Genomic DNA, 19723 nt, shown 5'->3' on the forward strand with positions numbered 1-19723 from the left:
TCTGATTCCATAAATTTCCCGCGCAATTGCTGAACATTCAGACACAAAAAAGCCGCCGGTCTTACCCGGCGGCTTTTTTTTTATCTGAGCCCGACGTTAGCGGATCAGATCGTTCTTCAGGATCTTGGGCGTGATGAAGATCAGCAGTTCACTGCGCTCATCCACATGCTCAGTCCGCTTGAACAGACGACCGAGGTACGGGATATCGCCAAGGAACGGTGTCTTGGTGGTTTGGGTGGCCACCTCAGACTGGAAGATACCGCCCAACACCACTGTTTCGCCGTTGCCAACCAGCACCTGAGTGGTGACCTCATTGGTGTTGATGGACGGAATACCCGCAGTGACTTCACCACGAGAGTCCTGATTCACCACCAGATCCATGATGATCTTATCATCAGGCGTGATCTGCGGAGTCACCTCCAGCGACAATACCGCTTCCTTGAAGGATACCGAGGTGGCGCCGCTTGAGGAGGCTTCCTGGTAAGGGATTTCTTCACCCGACTTGATCGAGGCTGTCTGGCGATCCGCCGTCACAACTCTCGGCTGCGATACAACTTCCGCTTGACCGTCACTTTCCAATGCGGAGAGTTCCAGGTCGACCAGGAAGTCGTCACTGCCCCAACCCAGAGCGAAAGAGGACGCGCCCTCACCCGTTACACCCAGATCCACTGCCAGTGCTCCCGGGAACGTAATGGTGTTGCTGCCGCCACCAGCTGCATCACGGGCTTCTCCGACAGCTTGCTGAGACCCACCGACTGAGAAGACGTTATCGCCACTCACGTTATAAGCGGCACCGCCCCAGCGAATACCGAGGTTTTCGGCAACGTTGGTCTGAGCACGAACGATCCGGGCTTCGATAGATACCTGGCGAACTGGAACGTCCCAGGTAGTAACGAGTCGGCGGATTTCTTCCAGCTTCTCTGTGGTTTCCCGCACGCTAATGGTATTCGTCCGCACATCCGAAGAGACGAACCCGCGGTCGGAAATAAGCTCTTTGTCCGCCTCAATCAAGGCAACTACATCTGCAGCCTTGGCATAATTCACCTGGATGATATCCAGACGAACCGGCGCAAGTTCCGCAATCTGCTTGGTTGTTTCCAGCTCCAGCTTCTCACGCGCGGCGATCTCATCGGCGGGTGCTACCAGGAGCACGTTACCAATCTGCCGCTTGTCGAGACCCTTGGTTTTCAATATCAGGTCCAGCGCTTGATCCCAGGGCACGTTCTGAAGCCTCAGGGTAATGCTTCCACCTACCGTATCACTGGCGACCAGGTTCAACCCGGTAAAGTCTGCGATCAACTGAAGCACAGAGCGCACTTCAATGTCCTGGAAGTTCAGGGAGAGCTTCTCACCCGTGTACGGGAACTTCTCTTCACGACGCGCCTCCGCCTCCTGCTCAGTCAGCTTTTCAACACTGACCGTGAACTGGCTACCAGACTGGTATGCAATGTAGTCATAGTTACCTTCCGGTCGAATTTCTACAATGGCATTCCCGTCCTGAACGAAGGTATCAATTCGATTTACCGGAGTCGCAAAGTCGGTCACGTCAAGACGACGGCGAAGATTTTCTGGCACTGAAAGGCCCGACATGGTCAGTCGAATCTTTCCACCCAATTCAGACAAATCCACCGGAGTACTCTCGCTGCCCAAATCGACCACTACCCGGCCTTCTCCGTTTTTGCCGCGACGGAAATCAACTCCGGCAAGAGTGTCTGCACGAGATGGGGAAGAGCTCGCTCGCGGCGCTGAGCCAGTTGATGCGGTCGATGCGACGTCAGCTGCATCGCCCCCAAGAGTCATCACCAGGGAGTTTCCACTTCTGACCGTGTCATAGGGAACCAGTTCGACCAGGTTAAAGATCAGGCGCGTCCGGTCCTTGGTTTCAACGACTGTCATGCTCTGAGCATTGCCTGAGCCCAGCGGAATACTGCGACTGCCGAGCCCGTTGGTGGTATCGCGCAGGTCCACGGCAATTCGAGCCGGTCGCTCAATCGTGTACCCCGTCGGTTCGGGAGGTTCGCCATCGAAGGCAAGCTTAACCTCCAGTCGGTCTCCTGACAGCGATGAGAATGACACGTCTTCCAGCGTGACCGCATTGGCCAGGCCGGACAACAACCCAAAAGCAATCACGCCGACGTATACATTGAGTTTTTTAAACATCGCTAGCCTCGACCCTAAACTTTTTTGTTCGTGCATGGTTCTTTGATTTTTCATGTGCCGCTCCTTAGCCCTCTTCCTCGTCCAGAGTCAGGGAACGTGGCCGCTCAACCCAACCACCCCGGCCATTCGGAACGATCTCAATCAACTCGATTCGGGTTTCATTCACGCCAATGATGCGCCCGTAATTTTGTCCCATGTAATTACCGGTGCGAACTCGATGAATTCCCCCAACTGCATCCTGAATTAAAGCAAAAAGATTGCCCGATGCACCTTGTAGCGTGCCGACCATGTCCAATTGCTTGAGATCAAAATTCTCAAGGACCTCTTTCGGGCGGTCCAAATTAGGCTCGACATTGCTGACTGGTTGCTCGTCAACCATGGTCAACTGAACGTCTACAGGCGGCTCGAACGGCGCCCTTCGATCCGCCGCCGAATAACTAAACGCCTCATACGCCTTGAACTCTGGGAGCGGTTCCACGTGCCCCCGCGGCTTGGCTCGCGTGTCGGCCATGAATTTGTCGAGGTCCGAGAAACCACTGCCTTGGGAGCACGCCGTCAAAAGGGACATAAGACACACACCCAGCCAGGCTTTTCCCGCATGCTTTGCTGCCATGCTTATTCTCCAGCCCGGTAGCGGTAAGTACGGGCGACAACTTGCATATCGAGCTGGTCTCCGTCTCCGCCTGTTGGTTTGATGGTTAAATCGTGAAGGGTCACAATTCGCGGCAAGCTAGCCACGCTGCTCACAAATGTCGCCAGCTCGTGGTAGGAACCGGAGACACGAATGTTGATCGGTAGCTCGGAGTAAAAATCGCGCTTTTGCTCAGACTGCAATTTCACTTCCTGCAATGACAAACCGCTTCCCAGTGCCGTATTGGTAATATCTTCCAGAAGTCCAGGAACTTCCGTTTCACTGGGCAGCTGGCGAACGAGAGCGCCGAAGGTCTCCTCCATTTCTGCCATCTGGGCTTTGAAGACCTCCAGATTAGCGACCTGGTAGGCCTTCTGTTCGTATTTCTGACGCAAATCTGCCTCAGTTCTCTCAACCTGTTCTAAGCGCACGTACTGATCCTTTATGAAGAACCAGTAACCGCCACCAACAATCAATCCAACAATGATTAGCACCACGATGGCCTTAATCGGCCCAGGCCAGATTCCCGCGTTATTGACATCAAGATCATTGATATCAAATTCGTTCAGGCTTTTGAGTGAGTCCGCGAGGCTCATTTCTTATCCTCCGCTTCGGGCTCGGGTGTTTTTTGCTGCACCGATAGATTGAACTGGCTGTATCCGGCGCGGCGGCTATCTGCCGCCGACACGTTCGACAGATTTGGATTGGCAAACCAAAGAGATTCTTCAAACTGACGCATTAACGTGGAGATGCGACTGTTCGATTCCGCCATACCCACGATGCTAACGCGGTCGCCGGCTCTCTTAAGATCTGTATAGTAAAGCCCATCCGGCAAGGTCCGCACCAGCTCATCGAAGACCCTAACAATCACGGGCCGCTTACCCTGCAAATCCTGAATCACCTGCATGCGCGCCAAAAGCTCATCCCGCTTTTGCTTGAGGCTCTCGATTTCGCGGATCTGTTGATCAAGTTTCTTGGTAGCGGTTTCAATATAGGCATTACGGGATTGCTGATAGGCAATCCGGCTGTCCATGTCGGACTTCCAAAGGAACACTAGGCCGCCGGCAACAATTGCAGCGCCCAGAATCATGACCACAAACTGCTTCTGTTTTTCTGCCCGGAGCTCTTCGCGCCAGGGCCTGAGGTTAATCTTTGCCATCAGTCGAAGCTCCTCATTGCCAGGCCACAGGCAATCATCAGCGAGGGAGCATCGTTACTCAGCGCAGACGCATTCACCCGGGACCCTACTGCCATGTCGGCAAACGGGTTGGCGACCAAAGTCGGCGTTCCTGTTTTTTCCTCGACCATTTCTGTCAGGCCCTGTATCGAGGCAGTACCACCTGCCAGAACAACATAGTCGACTGCGTTATATTGGCTCGCGCCAAAGAAGAACTGCAAAGCCCGCGCTACTTGCTGAACCACCGCCTCGCGGAATGGCATCAACACTTCAGACTCATAGTCGTCGGGCAAGCCGCCCTGCTTCTTGGCGAGGCCCGCCTCTTCAAGCGACAGTCCGTAGCGACGCTGAATTTCTTCGGTAAGCTGCTTGCCACCAAAGATCTGTTCTCGGGTATAAACAGTCTTGCCCTCCGCGAGAACGCTGAGCGTGGTCATGGTGGCACCGACGTCGACTATCGCCACGACCAGCTCTTCGCCCTGGGAATCGAGCTGCGGCTCAATCAAGGTATAAGCACGTTCAAGGGAGTAGGCTTCGACATCAACAATTTTTGCGGCCAGCGAGGCAATCTCTAGCGCGTCCTCGCGTATGTCGACGTTTTCCTTTCTGCACGCAGCCAGGAGGACATCAACCTGATCGGGGTTATTTTCCGACGGGCCCTGGACCTCAAAGTCGATTGCAACTTCATCCAGCGGATATGGAATGTACTGATCGGCCTCGAGGGCGATCTGGTCTTCCATCTCAAATTCGTTGAGGCCGCCATCCATCTGGATGAGCTTGGTGATCACGGCAGAGCCTGAGACGGCCACGGCAACCTGTTTCACACCCGTGCGCGATTTAGAGGCGACGCGCTTGAGCACTTCACCTACTGCCTCGACGTCCGTGATATTTTTCTCGACGACGGCGTTAGCCGGCAATGGCTCCACCGCGTAGCTTTCGACCTTTATGCGGCCGCCCTGCTTTGACAGCTCCAGAAGTTTGACCGAACTGGAGCTAACGTCCACGCCCAGCACTGCACTGGATTTCTTTCCGAACAATCCGAACACGCGCTCACCCTATACCTGGTTAGATGCACCCGGTTAAGTTACTTATGTGTTTTTTATTTAAGAGAATTTCTTCAGTTTTCCGTCTACAATGCCTTTTCCTCTTAGTTGAGAAGCATTGCGGCGGTGAAGCGACTCATCCTTCCTAAAGCAATTTCTCAAATGATAGACCTATATCCAACAGTTGTCAGAAAAAAATGTCTCATTTGTTGCGCACATCTCGCCTTTTCGCATGGTTATTTCTCACCGGACTGAGTGTCGCCATAATCGTTACCTCAGGCTTTTATCTGTACCTTCGCCCTGGCCTTCCGCCGGTTGAACAACTGCTCGACATCAAGCTGCAGACGCCGCTGCGAATTTACAGCCAAGACAGCAGATTAATAGCAGAATTCGGTGAAAAGAGAAGGGCACCGATCACAATCGAACAGATCCCAACAATTCAGTTACAAGCGTTTTTAGCGGCTGAGGACTCAAGGTTTTACGAGCATGCTGGGGTCGACATCAAAGGCCTGGCGCGGGCTGCAATCGAACTAATCTCCACAGGCTCTATCCAGTCTGGCGGCAGCACCATCACAATGCAGGTTGCAAAAAATTACTTTTTGTCACGGGACCGGACCTTTATTCGGAAGTTCAACGAGATACTTCTGGCTCTTCAGATCGAGCGCGAACTGGACAAAAACCGTATTCTCGAGCTCTATCTGAATAAGATCTACCTCGGCAATCGAGCTTACGGGATCGCTGCAGCGGCACAGGTTTACTACAACAAACCGATCGAAGAACTCTCACTGGCCCAAATGGCCATGCTTGCTGGCCTGCCGAAGGCACCCTCGTCGTTTAATCCGCTGGCGAATCCGGATCGCGCCAAGATCCGGCGAAACTGGATCATTGGACGCATGCGGGACCTGGGCTACATCACGCCAGATGCGCACGACCTTGCCATCTCCGCCCCATTAACAGCTGACTACAATGCAACAGACGCCGAAGTCGACGCAGACTACGTGGCGGAAATGGCGCGCTCGGAAATCGTTCGGAGGTTTGGAGATAACGCCTATACAGACGGCTATAGAGTCACCTTGACGGTCGACAGCCGTAAACAGCAAACGGCCACAGATGCCCTACGCAAAGGCCTGGAAGCTTACGACCGCAGGCACGGATTCCGAGGCCCCATTGGCCAAATCGATGAGGACACACTGGAGGACAGCACCCCAGCGGAGCTGATCCTCAATTATCCGCAAGTGGCCGAACTCCTCCCTGCGCTAGTCACGGACATCAGCGACGAACACGCAAACGTCCAAGTCCATGTCCGAGGTATCGGTGAAGCCATCATGCCGTTCGAGACCATGACCTGGGCGCGACGCTACAAAACTGAAGACCTGCGCGGCCCCGAACCCGAGAAACCGACAGACGTGCTATCGGTCGGTGACGTCGTTTACGTACGGGCCAACTCGCAAGCGGGAGATATCAGCGACTCAACAACACAACCGCGCGTCGCCCTGGCGCAAGTGCCACGGGCAGAAGGTGCGCTCATCTCTCTGGATGCCGATACTGGCGCGGTTCAGGCACTGGCAGGTGGTTACAGCTTCCGGCAAAGTAAATACAACCGCGCAATCCAGGCGAAGCGACAGCCAGGCTCAACCTTTAAACCGTTCCTGTACTTAACGGCACTTGAGAATGGCCTGACGCCGGCAACTATCTACAACGACGCCCCCATCGTGTTTGATGACTCTGAACTGGAGACAGCCTGGCGTCCGCAGAACTCATCTGGCCAGTTCTACGGCCCGACTCGCCTGCGCGAAGCGCTCTACCGCTCCCGCAACATTGTCTCGATCCGGCTACTTCGGGATGTTGGCATCCAGACCACCCTGGACTACCTGAAACAACTGAAGATTCCGGTTAACAACATGCCGGACAACCTTTCACTCTCGCTGGGCAGCGGACAACTCACGCCCATGGAGCTGGCCCGTGGACTTGCGGTGATCGCCAACGGTGGCTACGACGTTCAACCCTATCTGATCGAACAGATTCAGGACGTCAATGGCGAGATAATTTACGAAGCGCCGAAAACTGTTCTTTGCGATCAGGACTGCGAATCGCAAATAACTGACAGCGAAAGCAAGAACGGGACTGACGAGCCGGCCTCACTTGCAGACACCAGCAAGGAGCCAGAGGTCAGAGTCATGCCGAGACTGGCCGATGAGCGCTCGGTGTACATCCTGCACTCCATGATGCAAGACGTAATCCGCCGGGGAACAGGACGTCGAGCCCAGGCGCTCGGTCGCAACGACCTTGCGGGCAAGACCGGCACCACCAACGAACAGAAAGACACCTGGTTTGCCGGCTTTAACCACGACATTGCCACCACCACCTGGGTCGGCTTTGACCAGCCCGCCCCATTAGGGCGGCGGGAATTTGGCGCCAGCACCGCACTACCGATTTGGGTCGACTATATGCAAGTGGCCCTGGAGAATGCACCGTCAGCAACAATGCCCCGCCCCAACGGCATCGTAAACGTGCGCATCAATCCCGAGACTGGCAAGCGAGCCAGACCGGGTGAAGAAGGTGTCTTTGAGGTGTTCAAGGAAGAGGATGCGCCCGCGCCACTTTCACCTCAAGATGAGAATGAGCGCAACGGCAGCCCGGACGACTACTCCCGGCAAATCTTCTGACCGCGGCGTAGCGCGAGCACCAGCAATCTTCGGACACAAAAAAACCGGCGGGATCACCGCCGGTTTTTTTCTTACTGAACGACCGTTAAATAATGTCGTCCATGGACTTCAGCGGGTAGTGCGCAGGGTACGGATTGCGCGCAACACCGGAATCAACCGCCGCACGAGCTACCGCCGCAGGTACTACCTCAAGCAGGCGCACGTCCATCGGCTTAGGAATGATGTACTCCTTGCCGAACTCGAAGCTGTCTACGCCGTAGGCTTCGCAGATTTCCTGCGGCACCGGCTCCTTGGCCAGCTCACGAATGGCGTTGACGGCAGCCACCTTCATCTCTTCATTGATGGCAGTGGCTCGAACGTCCAGCGCACCGCGGAAGATGAACGGGAAGCCCAGTACGTTATTTACCTGATTCGGATAGTCGGAGCGACCAGTCGCCATGATCAGATCATCACGGGTGGCCAATGCGACTTCCGGGCTGATCTCCGGATCCGGGTTTGAACAGGCAAACACGATAGGGTTGGGCGCCATCTTCTTCAGCTGATCTGCAGTCAGCAGATCCGGACCTGAAAGACCTAGGAACACGTCTGCGCCGTCGATGGCGTCATCCAGAGTGCGCCGCTCAGTATCATTGGCAAACATTGCCTTGTACTGGTTCAGATCATCACGACCAGAGTGGATCACACCCTTACGGTCGAGCATGAAAATGTTCTCAGAGCGAATACCGCAGCTGATCAGCAGCTTCATGCATGCGATTGCGGCAGCACCTGCACCGAGGCACACCACTTTCGCTTCTTCAATCTTCTTGCCCTGCAACTCAAGGGCATTGATCATGCCTGCTGCAGTTACGATGGCCGTGCCGTGCTGATCATCGTGGAAGATGGGCACATTGCACTTTTCGATCAGTGCACGCTCAACCTCAAAGCACTCAGGCGCCTTGATGTCTTCCAGGTTGATGCCACCAAAAGTATCCGCAATACGCTCAACGGTTTCGATGAATGCCTGCGGGCTCTCGGCATTGACTTCAATATCGAAAACATCAATACCGGCAAAGCGCTTGAACAGTACGCCTTTGCCTTCCATTACCGGCTTACTTGCCAGCGGTCCCAGGTTACCCAGACCAAGAATCGCGGAACCGTCGGAGATGACAGCCACCAGGTTTCCCTTGGCGGTGTACTTGTACGCGTTCTCCGGGTCCTTTGCGATCTCGCGGACCGGTTCGGCAACCCCGGGGCTGTACGCCAGAGAGAGATCGCGGGAGGTTTTGGTTGGCTTGGTGATTTCAACACTCAGCTTACCAGGCCGCGGCTTGGCGTGATATTCAAGGGCTGCTTCTTTCAGATCTTGAGACATTGCCACTGTTCCGTTTGTCACGTTTAAAGGTAATGAACCGCAAAGCACTGCTCAGCGGAGCGCGCCATTATGGCTCGACCATCCCCAAACGACAAGTGCTCTCGGACCATTTCTCGATCAGTCAATAGTGCTAATTGCGTATGTACACAGGCACGACGCAGCTTTTAACAGGCACAAAAAAAGCGCCCAATGGGCGCTTTTTTGGCGACGCAAGAAAAATCAGTCTTTCTTGCCACCGGCGATACGGCCGCCGAAACGCTTCTGGAACCGATCGATACGACCGCCGGTATCCATAACCTTCTGCTTCCCGGTGTAGAACGGGTGGCACTGGGAGCAAACATCCAGCTGCAGGTCGTGTCCGATGGTGGAACGGGTCTTAACAACATTACCGCAGGAACAGGTTGCGGTGATATCTTCGTACTTGGGGTGGATACCTTCTCTCATGGCGAACCTCGTTAGGTTATGCCGCTACCCGATCGCGGAACTCTGTGAGTCCGGGCGCCAGGCACCGCATATTTGAATCAATTAAGAAGACGGGGCACAATCGAGCCCTGTCTAAAACAGACCGCGAATCTTACTTGTAATTCCGCCATCAGGCAAGCATACAGGGATGCCCTACCCTCCTGAATCCGCTGTTCTGGACGATGAGCCGGACAATAAAGGATACGCACATACCGTGACCCCCGACCTGCTCTGGAGCAATCTGTGTCGTCTATCGCCCGAATCGCCCTGAACCGACCACTGAGACGGCTCTTTGATTACCGCATTCCGGAGGGGCTATCACTGACCCCGGGGCAAAGGGTGCAAATCCCATTCGGTCGGCAACAGGCCACCGGCCTGGTCGTCGACACGAACGTTCAGCCCCCTGAGGGCATAACAATCAAGCCGGTCAGTTCGGCAGCGGAAAACTGGCCAGCCCTGCCTGCGGAAACGTTCAGACTGCTCAGCTGGGCCAGCGACTATTACCAACATCCTCTAGGCGAATGCCTGTTCACGGCACTCCCGACAGCGCTGAGGCGAGGACGACCCGCCAAGGAAAAACCCAAAGTGTGGTGGATCGCGACCGGCTCACCCGACACACTGCCCCCCAATGCCCGCAAACAAAAGGCCTTGCTGGCCTGGCTTGCAGAGAAACCGGACGGGGTTCCGGAAGAAGAGATCACCCAAGCAGGCTACACCCGCGCCCAGATCAAGGCACTTGAGGACAAGCAGTTAATAGCGGTGGTTAGTCATGACACCGGGCACCAATCAATCACATCCCCGGAAGCCCATCAGCGAACGCCACAACTTTCGCCCGCTCAGCAAGCGACTGTCAGCCAGCTAGCACGCCCCAGCGATGGCTTTGGCGCGTCTCTCCTGTATGGCATTACCGGAAGCGGAAAAACCGAACTCTACCTTCATTATTTAAAAACCAACCTGGAGGCAGAGCAACAGGCCCTGGTACTGGTGCCGGAAATCAACCTTACGCCGCAGACCGTCGCACGCTTCAGGCACTATTTTGGCGACCGCATAGTGGTCTGGCACTCCGCACTGAACGATGGCGAACGACTGTCCACCTGGCTGAAAATTCGAAACGGTGAGCCGGTCATTCTAATTGGCACCCGTTCTGCAGTAGTGCTGCCCTTTACCAAGCTAAAAGCCATCATTGTCGATGAAGAACACGACAGCTCCTACAAACAGGGAGAAGGTTTTCGCTACTCCGCCAGAGACATGGCGGTGTATCGGGCCCACCTGAACGCGTGCCCGGTGATACTTGGCTCAGCAACCCCCTCCCTGGAGTCGTATCACAACGCCCAACAGCAAAAATACCAGCTGATACGCCTGGAGGAGCGGGCGGGCAACGCCCTGCCCCCAACCATCAGCCTTCTGGATATTCGCTCCCGACCTCTGGAAGGAGGGTTGTCCCAGCCAGCGCTTGAAGCCATCAGGCAAACCATTGATAGCGGCCAGCAAGCCTTGGTGTTTGTAAATCGTCGAGGATTTGCGCCGGTCATGATGTGCTTTGACTGCGGCCACATGGTCGAGTGCCCCCGATGCGACACCCGCCTGACCTATCATCGCCGCGATCGCGCCATGCGCTGCCACCATTGCGATTATCAGGCAGCCGCCACGAAACACTGCCCAAAATGCGAGAGCGATGCTTTCAAACCGGTCGGCCAGGGTACCGAGCGGACCGAGGACATTCTTGCCGCCACCTTCCCCGACACCCCCATCGTGCGGGTTGACCGGGACAGCACCCAGCGCAAGGGCAGCATCCAGAAAATCCTCGACACCGTGAATACCGGCAAACCGTGTGTATTGGTCGGCACACAGATGCTGGCCAAGGGCCATGACTTTCCGGGCGTCACCCTGGTGGTGGTGGTTAATGCCGACGGCGGCCTGTTCAGCGTCGACTTTCGGGCACCGGAACAGCTGCTCCAGACCCTCCTGCAAGTGAGCGGCCGGGCGGGACGAGGCCTGGTGCCCGGCAAGGTATTGGTTCAAACCTGCCACAGCGATCATCCCCTGCTGCAAACCCTTTGCAAGGGCCGGTACCTGGACATGGCCGATCAATTACTCGCAGAGCGCGAAACCGGGCAGTTCCCGCCCTTCCGCGCGATGGCCATTTTCCGGGCCGAAGCCGACACCATGGAGCAGGGACTCCAACTACTGGACTCGATTAAGCCACTGGCTCAGGCACCGGGTATCGACGTCTGGGGCCCGCTTCCGGCACTGATCGCCCGCCGCGCTGACCGGCACCGCTCTCAGCTCATTCTGAACGCCGATAATAGAAAGCGACTGAACGTCCTGCTGAAAGACATCTGCAACCAACTGGACCAACGCAAGCTCCAGGGCAAGGTGAAGTGGATGATTGATGTTGATCCGCAGGAAACTGGGTAAGCCTTCAAAAATCAGACACTTTTCACATTATTTGACACTGCGACGCCGCCTTCCGATTTGCATATTTTAGCCATGTGCTAAGATCCAATTAGTATATTAACCTTTATTTAATTGCAGAAATCATATATGTGATTCTCACGCAGGGAAATCACGTTATGGATAGCCGCAACACCCAAATGGAAAACATGGAGATTGGATATGTCAGGGAAATTCCTTGCGCGAACGTCCGTATTGACGCTTGCATTCACACTTGCTGCCTGCGGCGGGGATGATGGGTCCAGCCCGATTGTGAACGTTGGATCTAGTGGGTCAAGTTCCCAAAGCGGAACATCCGAAGACTCATCAACTGATGGGACCGCGTCCAGCGCCTCTGTGGCTCTTGGAACTGGATCAGATGCTTCATTTGTCGAAGGGCAAATTGACGCAGCTACCAGAAGCATCAGCGCGGGAGGGATCACCACACTTGCAGTTTCTGCTGTAGATGCCGGAAACGGAAATCAGTTGATGGCAGGCACTGAAACAGAAATTACTTTTACTTCGCGATGCATTTCCTCCGGCGAATCATTAATAAACAGTCCCGCGTCAACTACGTCGGGACTTGTTGAGGTCGAGTACGAAGCCAACGGCTGTGCTGGCGATGACACAATAAAGGCTCTTGGCCCAGATAACTCAACAGCACAAATCACTCTCAACATTGCCCAAGCATTTGCGTACAACTTGATTGGCAACACACCTGAACCAAACTCTATCGCACCATCAGGCAATGCAACTTCCGCACGACCAAGCAACTCAGTCGTATCTTTTAATGTCGTTGACGAGACCGGCAACCCGGTAAAAGGAGCTGATGTTACTTTCGCCCTCAGCTACTCAAGCCAGGCAAACTCGAGCACGGAAGATGTTCGCCTCGAGAATACTTCGACAACCTCGGGATCCGGCGGAACAGCTCGGACACGAGTGATTGCAGGAGAGCAAAATACCGTCGTTCGGGTTATTGCCACCATCCAGCGGGAAGATGGCAGCACTGCCTCAACCATTTCATCGCCAATTTCCATCAATGCCTTCGTACCCGACCAAGACAGCTTTTCCATGAGCATCGATAAGTTCATGCCAAATGCTCAGTTTCACAACAATGAAAAGGTAACGATTACGATCAACGCCGCAGACCGCTTCAACAACAACAATCTGGAAGGAAATACTGTAGTCGCCTTTACCACTACAGGCGGATCGATAGAAAACTACTGCGTTCTTGACGCTAGCGGCGTCTGCACTGTCACCTGGACCAGTACTGATCCACGCCCTGCCAGTGGGCGAGTTGCGATCTTGGCTCGTTCTGTCGGTGATGAAAGCTTTCGTGACCTAAATAGCAACGATGAATTCGATGACGGAGAATTTGTTTCAGACTCTTCGATCACTTTTGAAGCGGGAGAAGCCTATATGGACTTCACGACAGACGGATCGTTCACCGCGGGCTCTGACCAATTTTTCGACGACAATGGCAACAGTTCCTACGATGCCCCCAATGGGACCTACGACGGGTCCGGGTGCCTTAATCAAGGAACCCAAAATTGCACCGAAGGCCCAGTGACGATCTGGGATCAAGCCTATATCGTCATGGCCAGCGACGCAGGCATACAAGCTGTGCTTGCGCCATCTGGCAACCCAGACGAGTATTGCGTTACCGCGAGCGGGGCCACTGCCGGAGGCCAGAGAGTTCCTCTGCCAACAGACACCTCAATAGCATTTTCAATCGAGGACGGGGAGATCATATCGTCCACCCCCGATTATGCTGTGGAAAACTCATACGTTGCAGCTAACGAAATTTCGCAATGCATTCGGGCAGGACAAGACGATGACCTGGGAACAACTCCGAGGCTGACCGTCACTCTCACGCCTCCTTCACCGTACGGAGGAGCCCCCATAGAACGATCAATCACCCTTTGAAAAAAAGCCCGGCATCAGCCGGGCTTTTTGCTTGCAACGCCAGTTTCCGCGATAATACCCGGCTCCTATTTTCAGCGGGCTCTCTGCCCTAACGCCAATTCTCCAGTAAACCGAGTCATTCGACAGCATGAAAGAGACCGTTTCCGATCTGCTCCAGTCCGCACTGGCCGCCCTGCAATCCGAGGGCACTCTGCCTGCAGACCAGGCCTTCACGCCCCAAGTAGGCAACACCAAGGACAAGTCGCACGGGGATTACGCCTGCAACATAGCCCTGGTAGCCTCAAAAGCGGCGGGCTGCCCGCCCCGGAAGCTGGCCGAAGCGCTGATCGAGAAGCTGCCGAAAAGTGATGCTGTCCATAAGGTGAAGATTGCTGGCCCGGGCTTTATTAACTTCTTCATGAGCACCGCCAGCGCGTTCGAAGTAGTGAACACCATCCTCGAGCAGTCCACGCAGTTTGGTCGCAACCAGACTGGCCAAGGCGAGAAAGTGCAAGTGGAGTTCGTTTCGGCCAACCCCACCGGGCCTCTGCACGTTGGCCACGGTCGCGGTGCGGCGATCGGCGATTGCCTGTGCCGACTGCTCGAGGCCAACGGGTACCAGGTAACCCGCGAATTCTACTACAACGACGCTGGCGCCCAGATCAACAATCTGGCGCTGTCTGTGCAGTCCCGAGTGAAAGGTCTGACGCCTGAAGATGACAGCTGGCCCGCCGATGGCTACCGCGGCGCCTACATCGTCGACGTCGCCAACGCCTACCTGGCCGGCGAAACGGTCACAGCGGACGATCGTGAAGTCACCGCCAAAGCTGACCCTGAGGACCAGGATGCGATTCGTGAGTTCGCCGTCGCCTATCTGCGCCGGGAGCAGGATCTCGACCTGAAAGCCTTTGGCGTGCACTTTGACGTGTATTTCCTGGAATCCTCACTGTACGAGGAAGGCAAGGTGGAGTCTGCGGTAAAGCGCCTGCGGGAAAACGGCTACACCTATGAGCATGATGGCGCCATGTGGCTGAAGACCACAGAATTTGGCGATGACAAGGATCGAGTCATGCGCAAGAAGGACGGTGGCTACACCTACTTCCTGCCGGATGTGGCTTACCACCTGGACAAGTGGCAGCGTGGTTTCTCCACAGTCATCAATGAACAGGGTGCAGACCACCACTCTACCGTGACCCGGGTACGTGCCGGATTGCAGGCGTTGGACGCCGGTATTCCGAAAGGCTGGCCGGATTATGTTCTGCACCAGATGGTGATGGTGACCCGCTCAGGCCAGGAAGTGAAAATTTCCAAGCGCGCAGGCAGCTATGTCACAGTCAGGGACCTGATCGATGAAGTGGGTCGGGATGCCACCCGGTTTTTCCTGGCGGCACGACGGGTTGACTCCCAGTTGACCTTCGATATCGATCTGGCGCGCTCGCAGACCAATGAAAACCCGGTGTATTACATTCAGTATGCCCATGCCCGGATCTGCAGTGTCCTGCGGAAACTGTCGGAAGAGGGCGTTCAACGGGGGCTCAACGAGTGTGTTGGCGACTTGTCCTTACTGACCCTCGACGAGGAAAAGGACCTGGCCAACCAACTGGCCAAATACCCGGAACTGATTGCGAACTCGGCGGCCCAACGTGAACCGCACCACCTGACGCATTACTTGCGGGAGCTGGCTGGCCAGTTCCACACTTATTACAACGCCCACAAGGTGCTGATTGAGGATACCGCTGTTCGCGATGCCCGCGTCAGCCTCTACCTCGCCGTCCGCCAGGTGATTGCCAACGGGCTCGACCTGCTGGGTGTCAGCGCTCCGGAAGAGATGTAAGCAACCATCATGGCCCGAGATTACGCGCGAAAGAACCGGTCAACTGCTGCTTCAGCAACGCCGCGAAAAAAGGCGGCAAAGCCTGCGCCGAAACGAAGCAGCCGGCCCAAGCCGGCTGCACCTGCACGCTCGCAGCACGGCGGACTTTCGGTTAAGTGGATTTTCTCCCTGGCCGCGGTAGGCGGGTTCATCGGCTTTATCGTGTATCTCAATTCCCTGCCTGCAAGCGGGCCGCAACCATCAGCTGAGGCGCCGGCAACCGAAACGCACCAGACCCAGCGCCCGGCCGAAACCGCAAAGGCAACAGAGAAGGAAAAGAAGCCCGGCTTTCGCTTCTATGAAATGCTGCCAGAATCGGAGGTGGTGCCACCCAAGGTGGAGGAATATACCCCTGGCCCGGCGAAGCAGGACTTCAACTACCTGGTGCAATCCGGTTCTTTCCGGCAAAAAGGCGATGCCGAACGCCAGCGCGCCCAGATTGCCTTCCAGGGCCTGCGTGCGAGCGTGCAGCGCATTGACCTGGATAGCGGCTCAGTCTGGTATCGAGTCAATGTCGGCCCGTTTAGCTCCCGCAGTCAAATGAACTCCGCTATCGACAAGCTGGTTTCCATCAATATCCAGCCCCTGATCCGGAAAATTCCGAAAGAAGGTTAACCCGAAGCGCTCAGAAGGCCGTGCGCAGAGCCTTGCGAGACCGTGCGGAGCCAAGGATGGCGGAGCCGAGCGTACAGGGACGTATTTACAGCGTGTTTCGCAAGGCTCTGCGCACGGCCAACACGCTCCCCACTTGAATTCTCCCCCCAAGCCTCCATAACTGCTCAATACCGATTTCAATCAGGCAATTGGAGCCCAAATGACTACGATACTTTCGGTTCGGCGCGATGACGAAGTTGCCATGGGTGGCGACGGCCAGGTTTCCCTGGGCAACACCGTGATGAAAGGCAACGCCCGAAAAGTGCGCCGCCTATACAACGGTAAAGTAGTTGCCGGATTCGCGGGCGGTACAGCCGATGCCTTTACCCTATTTGAGCGCTTTGAAGCTCAGCTGGAGAAGCATCAGGGCAACCTGACCCGAGCGGCAGTGGAACTGGCGAAGGATTGGCGAACGGACCGTGCCCTGCGCAAACTCGAAGCCCTGCTTGCAGTGGCGGACAAGACCGCATCGTTGATCATCACCGGTAACGGCGATGTCATTGAGCCTGAGCAGGGCTTGATTGCCATTGGTTCCGGCGGCCCATTCGCCCAGGCGTCAGCGCGGGCACTGCTAGAGAACACCGATCTGTCGGCTCACGAAGTGGTCGAAAAGGGCCTGGATATTGCCGCCGACATCTGCATTTACACGAATCACAATCGCACCCTCGAAGTGCTGTCCACCAACGACTGATCCGGAGCGACCATGTCTGCAATGACACCCCGTGAGATCGTTCACGAGCTGAATAAACACATCGTGGGCCAGGACGAAGCCAAGCGGTCAGTGGCGATTGCCCTGAGAAACCGCTGGCGTCGGATGCAGCTCGATAGCAGCCTGCGCGATGAAATCACGCCGAAGAACATCCTGATGATCGGCCCGACCGGCGTCGGTAAAACCGAAATCGCTCGCCGGCTGGCCAAGCTGGCTGATGCACCGTTCCTGAAGGTGGAAGCCACCAAGTTTACCGAGGTTGGTTACGTTGGCCGGGACGTTGAGTCTATTATTCGGGACCTGGCGGACATGGCCATCAAAATGCTGCGCGAGCAGGAAATGAAGCGCCATGACAACCGCGCCCTGGATGCTGCTGAAGATCGCATCCTCGACGCCCTGCTGCCCCCCGCCCGAGATTTCAAAGAGGACAGCCAGCGTCCGGATGACTCGTCCACTCGCCAGCTATTCCGCAAGAAACTGCGCGAAGGCGAACTGGACGACAAGGAAATAGAAATCGACCTGAGCAGCAGCAATGCCGGCGTGGAAATCATGGCACCTCCGGGCATGGAGGAGATGACCAACCAGCTGCAGAGCATGTTCTCCAACCTGTCATCCGACAAGCGTAAGACCCGGAAGATGAAAGTCGCCGATGCGCTGAAGCGGGTAAAGGATGAAGAAGCGGCCAAACTGGTCAACGAAGAAGAGATCAAGCAGAAGGCCATTCAGGCGGTTGAGCAGAACGGCATTGTCTTTGTCGACGAAATCGACAAGGTAGCCAAGCGCTCGGAGAACACGTCATCCGACGTCTCCCGCGAGGGGGTCCAGCGAGACCTGCTGCCCCTGATCGAAGGCAGTACGGTCAGCACCAAGTACGGCTCGATCCGCACCGACCACATCCTGTTTATCGCGTCCGGCGCCTTCCACCTGTCGAAGCCGTCTGACCTGATTCCTGAGCTTCAGGGCCGGCTACCGATCCGGGTCGAGCTCAAGGCGCTCACGCCGGAGGATTTCAAACGCATCCTCACCGAGCCGGACGCATCTTTGGTGCAGCAGTACGTAGCCCTGATGGCAACCGAAGGGGTGCAGCTGAGCTTTGCCGAGGACGCCATTGCCCGCATTGCGGAAGTGGCCTACAAGGTGAACGAAACCACGGAAAATATCGGTGCGCGCAGACTGCATACCGTGCTTGAGCGGTTGCTGGAAAGCCTGTCATACGATGCTGGCGACAAGGTGACCGACGGCTTTGAGGTTACCGCGCAGTATGTGGATGAAAAACTCGGGGAACTGGCGGAGGACGAGGACCTGAGCCGGTTCATTCTGTAACCGCTCAACGAAACAGGGCACGGTGATCCGTGCCCTGTCCTAGTTCACAGCATCTGAATCATTGAGCTCGACTGAACAGCTGAGTCACGTTTTCCAGGCCAGAGGCCAGCTTGCCCTTCTCTGCCTGCTTTTTCCTGCCTTTCGCCACATACAGTGGCAGCATCTCACCATACAGACTGGTACTGATCGTGCGCTGCTCGTCTTCCAGACGATCCCGACGTAGTTTAATACCGTACTTGGCCAACTTTGGCTCCAACTCATCGGCGCGGTTAAGCAGATCCCGTCGGGTCATCTGATAAGCGTGCTCACACACCATGCGGCGCGACTGGAAACTGAATACGTTAGAGAAGAACAGTTTGGCGTCGTCCCGGGTCGGCTCGAACAACAGAATGTCTTTGTCCGGATAATCGCGATTGTACTGGGCGATACCTGACTGCATCCGTGAATAGACCATGGTCCGGAACATCTGCGACAGCATATGGGGCATGCCAGAGCGTGTCAGCTCGCCCGGCTTCATGGTGCCGGCACGAACCGCAGCGCTGGCATCAATCGGCACCTGGGGGTTCACAGCAAACACCAGATCAGCACCGTCCTCGAACGCCACCGACGCGTGCAGACCTTTGCGCAGCGTGCCATCCACGTAATAACGGCCATCAATATCCACCGGTACGTAGAGTCCGGGGGATGCCGTGCTCGCCTGGATGGCCTTGGAAATCGACACGTGATCAAAGCCCGGAGCACCGAAACACACCGCCTCAGTACTCTCAACATCGGCAGCCACAATATAGAGACTGCGCTTGAGCTGGCGGAAATCGTTGGTACGGCCAAGCATGGTAAAGGCGCGCTTGAGGTACTCGTGCAAGCCCTCGTTATCGAACAGGCCTGCCGGCGCCGCCTGGGCGAGGATAGTCAACGCTTCCAGCAGGCTTTGATCGTAGGGGTTGTTGACGAACCGCTGGACCGCGGTGGTCATCAGGCCCGGCACCGACAGCAGCCGACGGCCAATCTCCCGGAAAGCCGGCCGATAGAACACCTCGGGATGGAACGGGTGCACCTCGGCTTCATTGCGCACGAAGATCCGGCACAATTGCGCCGTGGTCATCTGATTGGCCAGATTAGCGGCCACGAACGAGCCGCTGTTCACCCCGACATAGACGTCGATATCGTTAAAATCCAGACCATCCAGGGCCTCGTCCAAGGCTCGCAGCGCACCGATTTCATAGATACCACCCAACGGCCCGCCACCACCAAGCGCCAGGCCTATGCGGGGAGCAGTTTGAAGATCGGTTGGATCAGTCATGGTGTTTCCTTTTTCGGTTGGCGATGCGGGAAATGG

15 protein-coding genes are annotated in these 19723 nt (G+C 55.9%); 7 read left to right on the forward strand and 8 right to left on the reverse strand.

Annotated elements, in window-relative coordinates; translation table 11 throughout:
- Window positions 1-96 precede the first annotated feature (96 nt).
- The 5 genes from FGO67_RS16060 to FGO67_RS16080 all read right to left on the reverse strand — a co-directional run bounded on the left by FGO67_RS16060 (window position 97) and on the right by FGO67_RS16080 (window position 5014).
- Window positions 97-2160 (reverse strand): type IV pilus secretin PilQ, encoded by a 2064-nt coding sequence (locus FGO67_RS16060; protein ID WP_203301762.1) that lies wholly within the window; start codon window positions 2158-2160, stop codon window positions 97-99.
- A gap of 64 nt (window positions 2161-2224) precedes the next feature.
- A complete protein-coding gene (locus tag FGO67_RS16065) occupies window positions 2225-2773 on the reverse strand; it encodes a pilus assembly protein PilP (RefSeq protein WP_203301694.1) in 549 nt (182 codons plus the stop codon).
- Between the two features lie 2 nt (window positions 2774-2775).
- Entirely contained in the window at window positions 2776-3387 is a 612-nt protein-coding gene (locus FGO67_RS16070) for a type IV pilus inner membrane component PilO (RefSeq protein WP_203301695.1), read from the reverse strand.
- Window positions 3384-3950 (reverse strand): PilN domain-containing protein, encoded by a 567-nt coding sequence (locus FGO67_RS16075; protein WP_203301696.1) that lies wholly within the window; start codon window positions 3948-3950, stop codon window positions 3384-3386. The genes FGO67_RS16070 and FGO67_RS16075 overlap by 4 nt, the downstream gene beginning before the upstream one ends.
- Entirely contained in the window at window positions 3950-5014 is a 1065-nt protein-coding gene (locus tag FGO67_RS16080; protein ID WP_203301697.1) for a pilus assembly protein PilM, read from the reverse strand. Before FGO67_RS16080 ends, FGO67_RS16075 begins: the two co-directional genes overlap by 1 nt.
- Window positions 5015-5208: 194 nt before the next feature.
- Here FGO67_RS16080 and FGO67_RS16085 point away from each other — a divergent pair, with 194 nt between their 5' ends.
- Window positions 5209-7677 carry a penicillin-binding protein 1A gene (locus FGO67_RS16085; RefSeq protein WP_203301698.1) on the forward strand — a complete coding sequence of 823 codons (2469 nt, stop codon included), beginning with the start codon at window positions 5209-5211 and terminating at the stop codon, window positions 7675-7677.
- 85 nt (window positions 7678-7762) lie between these two features.
- Here FGO67_RS16085 and FGO67_RS16090 read toward each other — a convergent pair whose 3' ends face one another.
- Both FGO67_RS16090 and rpmE read right to left on the reverse strand, forming a co-directional pair.
- Window positions 7763-9028 carry a malic enzyme-like NAD(P)-binding protein gene (locus tag FGO67_RS16090; RefSeq protein ID WP_203301699.1) on the reverse strand — a complete coding sequence of 422 codons (1266 nt, stop codon included), beginning with the start codon at window positions 9026-9028 and terminating at the stop codon, window positions 7763-7765.
- Window positions 9029-9247: 219 nt separating this feature from the next.
- The gene (rpmE, locus tag FGO67_RS16095; protein ID WP_041341598.1) at window positions 9248-9472 is read right to left on the reverse strand and encodes a 50S ribosomal protein L31; all 225 of its coding nucleotides are present in this window, start codon (window positions 9470-9472) and stop codon (window positions 9248-9250) included.
- A gap of 261 nt (window positions 9473-9733) precedes the next feature.
- On the opposite strand from rpmE, the gene FGO67_RS16100 reads away from it, so the two are divergent.
- From FGO67_RS16100 to hslU, 6 genes are all read left to right on the forward strand, one after another.
- Window positions 9734-11908, forward strand: coding sequence for a primosomal protein N' (locus FGO67_RS16100; protein WP_203301700.1), 2175 nt, complete (start codon window positions 9734-9736; stop codon window positions 11906-11908).
- 504 nt (window positions 11909-12412) lie between these two features.
- Window positions 12413-13849, forward strand: a complete 1437-nt coding sequence (locus FGO67_RS16105) for a hypothetical protein (protein ID WP_203301701.1) — start codon at window positions 12413-12415, stop codon at window positions 13847-13849.
- Between the two features lie 127 nt (window positions 13850-13976).
- Window positions 13977-15662, forward strand: a complete 1686-nt coding sequence (gene argS / locus FGO67_RS16110) for an arginine--tRNA ligase (RefSeq protein ID WP_203301702.1) — start codon at window positions 13977-13979, stop codon at window positions 15660-15662.
- A 9-nt stretch (window positions 15663-15671) separates the two neighbouring features.
- Window positions 15672-16316: an SPOR domain-containing protein gene (locus tag FGO67_RS16115; RefSeq protein ID WP_203301703.1), complete on the forward strand. Its 645-nt coding sequence runs from the start codon at window positions 15672-15674 to the stop codon at window positions 16314-16316.
- Between the two features lie 199 nt (window positions 16317-16515).
- On the forward strand, window positions 16516-17046 hold the full coding sequence (hslV, locus tag FGO67_RS16120) for an ATP-dependent protease subunit HslV (protein WP_041341590.1): 531 nt from the start codon (window positions 16516-16518) through the stop codon (window positions 17044-17046).
- A gap of 12 nt (window positions 17047-17058) precedes the next feature.
- Window positions 17059-18387, forward strand: a complete 1329-nt coding sequence (gene hslU, locus FGO67_RS16125; RefSeq protein ID WP_203301704.1) for an HslU--HslV peptidase ATPase subunit — start codon at window positions 17059-17061, stop codon at window positions 18385-18387.
- A gap of 58 nt (window positions 18388-18445) precedes the next feature.
- Here the strand turns inward: hslU and FGO67_RS16130 are convergent, their stop codons facing one another.
- On the reverse strand, window positions 18446-19687 hold the full coding sequence (locus FGO67_RS16130) for a patatin-like phospholipase family protein (RefSeq protein WP_203301705.1): 1242 nt from the start codon (window positions 19685-19687) through the stop codon (window positions 18446-18448).
- Window positions 19688-19723 lie beyond the last annotated feature (36 nt).

The organism is Marinobacter sediminum (genome assembly GCF_016820575.1).
GTDB classification, from domain to species: domain Bacteria; phylum Pseudomonadota; class Gammaproteobacteria; order Pseudomonadales; family Oleiphilaceae; genus Marinobacter; species Marinobacter sediminum.